Raw genomic sequence first — 5,356 nt, 5'->3', positions numbered from 1 at the left:
ATCAACCTGAGCATTGCCCTTATAGCCACCGAGAAGTTCACGGGCCACCTTGCCGCCACGGCTGCCACGGTCATAGTAGAACATGACATCACCGTATATGCCGTCACGCACGCACCATTCATAACCCTTGCGGGCCTTATGTTTCTCATTGTCTATCACAGGAACCACACTTTCGTCAACCTGGACGTATTCGCTTTGCAATATCTGTTTTCGCAGAAGATCATACAGCAGCTTGAGCCGCTCGACCGCCGCCTCGTACCAGTCTCCCATCGTGGAGTCGCTTATAACAATTCCGGCCTCCTTGTACTGCTGTATCTGCCGGTAGAACGGGAGATGATACAGGAACTTTCCTATTATGATGTCCGTCAGGACCGAGGCTCCGGCAAGACATCTGAACACCGGCTGGAGAGGAAGAGGTGCTATGAGTATCTCTCTTTCTTCCGGGAGCTTTGTTTCAACATCTGACCTCAGGATAACCTTATGGCGTATCGTATTCAAGATATAGACACTTGCAGGAACGGTCTCGAGAGTCCTGGACTCTTCGGTGCCAATCTCGACATACTCGGGCTTGAGGTTCCCGTCCTCGTCGGTGGTCCCCTCGGGATAGATGTGGACCTCCTTAACGGAGAGATTGCTGTCGTCAAGCGTTCTGCGGGAAGGCTTCGCCTTTCTTGTGACGGAGAACGTGATGGTCTCTTCGGCCTTCTCCACATCCTGCGCGAGGTTCGCCTTCTCTTCCTCCGTCATCGCCTGCTGGTCAAACAGGGTGAGTTGAGCAGGATCAAGGGGAAGATGCTTCTCGGACATCTGTCCGAACTGTTTCTTGCGAAGATAAGCGAGGGTGTCCAGAAGTTTGGCAATCTCATCTCTCTGGGAAGCGATTGTCACCTTGTCCTCAGACACCTGTCTGCGAAGCGCTTCATTCTCCTCCATAAGAGCCTTGATCTGTTCCTCGATTGCCACTGTTTTTCCGCTTTCTTTCTATATGTAAATATAGTGAAAAACAATGATTTACGCAAGTATATTGCCGATTTCGTTTCACTTTTTTCGAAGATTTTTCAAGTCTTCAAGACGTTGTTTGCGACTATCCGGTTTTTCGATGATTCCTTCGACAATGAGTACCAGATCACGCCATTCTATCGTCCCCGCAATCTCATCCCTGCTCTCCAGATTGGGGTGTCCGAAGGTCCCGGATTCGAGAAGTTTGGAGTATATCACCATACCGCCCGGTTCCCAGTGAAGCAGCTTGATGCGATTGCGGGCCTTGTTCATGAACACGTAGACGCTGCCGTCACAAGGGTCGCACCCCATCGCATTTGTCACTATACCGCTGAGAGTGTTGTAACTCTTGCGCATGTCGGTCGGCTGGGTGTACCACATATACCGCATGCTGTCGTTCAGGCTAAACACGACCGCTCGATGCTTGGATTATCGCCTGGACATATTGGAGTGTCATCTCTCCCTGGATCCGCATCATCGTCCCGTTCGGAGTCCGAAGTTCAATGCTCATCATCTTCTGTGGCTGGTCCTTTTTCTTCGAGAAGCCACGACCAGTGGTCGCAGCGAACGAAGGCATCGGAACAAACGCTCCGCCGGAGGTCAGCTGAAGGAACTCGCCACTTGAGGACGAAGATTCTGACTGCTCCTTCGCATATCTGGCTTTGCTGTCAAAGAACTTCCATCCAGGGATGCCCAGTTCAGCGAGCCTGGACTTGTAGGAGATCCCTTTCTCCTTGCAGTACGTCATGATTTCTGCTACTTCCTCTTTCGACATCATAGTATTTTCGCTATTTTTGTCGACAAAGATACCGGTTCAAAGCTCGGCCGCAAGGACGTGCCTCACCGGAGGCTTACGAACCAGTGGGGCAACAATTTCTTCATCACCCCCGACGCCTCGCTCCAGGACGGCAAGATGGACATTGCTATCATAAAGCCGGCCTCCATCGAATCGAATGCTCAAATGGTCTGGCAGCTGCGTCATAAGACATTGGCCAAAAATCAGGATGTTCTGTTCTTACGCTCCTCCTTCGTCAGAATCAAATGTTTGTCCGATGCAGCCGTTGCGGCCCACTACGATGGCGAAGTCACCACTTTCGATGGGGAGATTGTCTGCGAGTGCCGCCCCGGCTCCTTGAAGGTTGTGGCTGGTGGCGATTGTTCTTGTCTGTAGGTCTTTGCCTAACCCTGTCGGTCTCCCTTTGTACCCTTCCCTCTTCAACACATTAGCAAGGGAGGTGAAAGATATATCGAAAAAATAGCTAATTGATATTTGTTTATTGATAAAAACTGGATAGCTTCCTACAAACATTTCTTGTAAGTTTTGCAGCACCATAACTGTTGAGGTGAGAGCAATCGGCGAAAAGCGAATCAGGATATTCTAGAAAATCCAATTCATCGATGAATATTTGTCCACAGGTTGAGATAATAGAGTCGCAATGATGAATATGTTTGTATGCTTCTTCTATTCCATCACCGAAATAATGGGCACGAGCAGGAGTATTCACTAATACAAATCTTATTTTACATTCTCTTAAGTACGAGCACAACTCAAACAACGCAGAATAGCATTTGTTTTCAGGAGAAAAAACAAAGTTCGTCATACGGTTCCAACGGTTATCATCGATGTGAGAACCTCTGACATTGAGGGGCACTCCACCAAAATCATCATAATTCAAGCTAGAATATTCCAAGGTATCATTCCTCGCATCAGAATACAATTGACTTGTATTGGAATACATTGAGAGAGCATCGAAATAAACCTTGCCGAAATGATAACTGTCTCGTAAATAGGCTTCAATTTGTGAGATATTATCAATCTCTGACTCATAAAAATCAGTGCAATGGGCAAATATCACAACACGGGAAGGATGATATAAAGGAACGACGGCACGGATTATCTGACAACCCTCCAAGATAGACTGGCCCCAGGATGATATATTGTAAAACGATGAGTCCCCTGTTGCTCTCACCCAAGCATCTGAATTCAAGTTGTTCAGAGTCATCGAGGAACCAACTGCTATCGTAGAAATCGTATCAAAATCTCTTCGCTTCAGTTCGTATATCTTTGAGTCCAAGCTTATTGACGAAGTAAATGGTATAATCTTCCGGTTCGGCATCAGAACAACTACAAGAAGAACCGGAAACAACAAAAACAATAGTTTTCCTATGAAGCGCTTCATACCATCAGAATTGGAAATAAATAAACTGCACGTTTGAAACCGGATGTACGAATATAATGGCAGCAATGAGAATGATGTATAAGAGATATCTCATCCAACTGCAACGAATATATTGAAAAACGGAGTTCGTCTCTCCATCCCTACTCAGCCACTCGCAAGAGAGCATCAGAATGATTGAAAATATGAGTGGAAAATAAAACTTCTTGTTCATAAGCCAAGGGGTGGAAAAAAAGCTCATATCCACAATACGTTGAAGATAGTCGAATGCCATCGAACGGCAGTCCGCTCTAAAAATAATCCAGCCTATTACGACGAGGAAAAAAGTCATTAGCATCTGGAATATCTCTTTGACATAAGGTAATGTCCTTCCTTCCGCAACGACATTACGATATCTCCTATTCTTCCCGAAAAGAATCAAAGGCAGGAAAAGTACAGCGTGATATGCTCCCCAAAGTATATATGTCCAGTTGGCTCCGTGCCAAAGTCCGCTGACGAGGAAGATGACGAATGTGTTTCTCACGACCTTCCACTTCGAGCAACGGCTGCCACCGAGAGGAATGTAGATATAGTCGCGGAACCAGGTAGTCAGGGATATGTGCCATCTTCTCCAGAACTCAGCAATATCGCGGCTGAAGTACGGCACGTTGAAATTTCGCATCAGTTTAATGCCAAATAGCTTCGATGAACCGATGGCAATATCGGAGTAGCCGGAGAAATCGCCATAAATCTGGAAAGCGAACAATATGGCAGCGAGAAGCAATGTACTGCCCGTTTGAGCCTGATAGGTGGCAAAAACATTGTCCACATACACGGCACAATTATCCGCCACTACCATCTTCTTGAAAAGCCCCCAAAGTATCTGTCGGCTTCCGTCCACTGCCTGACTATAATCGAAAGTTCTGGGTTTCTGAAACTGCGGAAGTAAATTTGTAGCCCTCTCGATGGGACCCGCAACCAATTGTGGAAAGAAACTGACAAAAGCGAAGAACTCGATTACATCCCTCGTGGATTCAATTTTCCCCCTGTACACATCTATCGAATAGCTTAATGCCTGGAAGGTATAGAAACTTATGCCTACAGGCAGGATGATGTTCAGAAGGAGGCCGTCGATCTTGCCGCCAAGGAAGACATTGGCAAAGGAGGTGGCGAAGAAGTCGTAGTATTTGAAGAGGCCGAGGATGGCAAGGTTTAGAACTATATTGGCGATGCTTACGGCCTTGGCTTTATTTCCATTATCCCGATATTTCTGTATGAGCAGTCCGCTGCCCCAACTGCATAAAGATGTGAATGCAATCAGGAAAAGAAACCGCCAGTCCCACCATCCGTAGAAAATGTACGAGACGATGACGATGAAGAGGTTCTGAAGCCTAAGTTTACGGTTAAAAACGAACCAGTAGAGCACAAACACTATCGGCAGGAAAACTGCAAACTCTATAGAATTGAAGACCATATAAATCGCGGGCAGTTACTTGTCCGGACTGAGGCCGTAGGATGCCCACATGGATACAAGCAACGCCCGCGAAAACGCGAGCGTTTACCACTTGTTCTTGATCCATGTCGGCTTGAAATTTCCTACGTTTCAGTCCAGATCAAACAAATCGTAAACGAATCTGTCTATGTCTCGAGCCGGCTTCCGCCGACTCTTTCGCAAATATAATTATTATTCATCATTTTTCGGCATCCCTCGCCGGATCTTCGTTATCCCTCACCGGTCCGGTGAGGGATAATTCGTTTTCACATTGTTTTGCCCCACTACCGCTATCCCTACACTCCTGGGTTCCATGATATGCCACAGAGAGTTCTGGGGTATGGTTTCCAGATTAAAAAAAAGGCAGATAAAAAACCAACGCCGGTTTCATCATCTGCCAATCGAAGTGTTCTGTTAGTAGTTTGAAGCTAGCTTCACTATCCAAGTCCGCCTGTCTATTTCTCGGCTTAAAGTGTAGCAACTTCTTCCTTGCTGAGCCCCGTGAACTTCACGATATCCTCCAAAGGGACATTTGCTGCCTTCATCGCCAGAGCCACTTCGGCTCTCCCTTCGGCTTTTCCTTTGGCTTCACCTTCGGCTGCGCCCCTGGCAAAGGCGGCCTTGCTGGCTACCTCGACGGCATAATCCCGCTCCGCCTGAATTTGAACTTCGTCCCTGATCATATAATCGTACAGTTTTAGTTGCTCCT

The 5,356-nt window shown here is 46.9% G+C and carries 6 protein-coding genes and 1 pseudogene; 1 reads left to right on the top strand and 6 read right to left on the bottom strand.

The annotated features are described in order from the left end of the window. The 3 genes from AC06L3_RS01705 to AC06L3_RS01695 all read right to left on the bottom strand — a co-directional run. The coding region (locus AC06L3_RS01705) for an IS66 family transposase (RefSeq protein ID WP_475668900.1) at window positions 1–963 on the bottom strand (963 nt) is incomplete at its 3' end. Between the two features lie 75 nt (window positions 964–1,038). Further along, a complete protein-coding gene (gene tnpB, locus AC06L3_RS01700; RefSeq protein WP_475668899.1) occupies window positions 1,039–1,380 on the bottom strand; it encodes an IS66 family insertion sequence element accessory protein TnpB in 342 nt (113 codons plus the stop codon). 22 nt (window positions 1,381–1,402) lie between these two features. Further along, window positions 1,403–1,777: a hypothetical protein gene (locus AC06L3_RS01695; RefSeq protein ID WP_475668898.1), complete on the bottom strand. Its 375-nt coding sequence runs from the start codon at window positions 1,775–1,777 to the stop codon at window positions 1,403–1,405. Window positions 1,778–1,834: 57 nt separating this feature from the next. Here AC06L3_RS01695 and AC06L3_RS01690 point away from each other — a divergent pair, with 57 nt between their 5' ends. Beyond that, a complete protein-coding gene (locus tag AC06L3_RS01690; protein ID WP_475668897.1) occupies window positions 1,835–2,170 on the top strand; it encodes a diacylglycerol/lipid kinase family protein in 336 nt (111 codons plus the stop codon). 103 nt (window positions 2,171–2,273) lie between these two features. On the opposite strand, the gene AC06L3_RS01685 is transcribed toward AC06L3_RS01690, so the two are convergent. The 3 genes and pseudogenes from AC06L3_RS01685 to AC06L3_RS01675 form a co-directional block, all read right to left on the bottom strand. Further along, window positions 2,274–3,179 carry a hypothetical protein gene (locus AC06L3_RS01685; protein ID WP_475668896.1) on the bottom strand — a complete coding sequence of 302 codons (906 nt, stop codon included), beginning with the start codon at window positions 3,177–3,179 and terminating at the stop codon, window positions 2,274–2,276. Window positions 3,180–3,183: 4 nt separating this feature from the next. Further along, window positions 3,184–4,629 carry an MBOAT family O-acyltransferase gene (locus AC06L3_RS01680; protein ID WP_475668895.1) on the bottom strand — a complete coding sequence of 482 codons (1,446 nt, stop codon included), beginning with the start codon at window positions 4,627–4,629 and terminating at the stop codon, window positions 3,184–3,186. Between the two features lie 485 nt (window positions 4,630–5,114). Beyond that, window positions 5,115–5,356 (bottom strand): annotated as a pseudogene (locus AC06L3_RS01675) (hypothetical protein); the annotation flags it as partial.

It is taken from the genome of Candidatus Egerieousia sp., from assembly GCF_056211015.1.
Note: the sequence above shows the minus strand (reverse complement) of the source record. Positions and strands in the feature narration are given on the sequence as shown.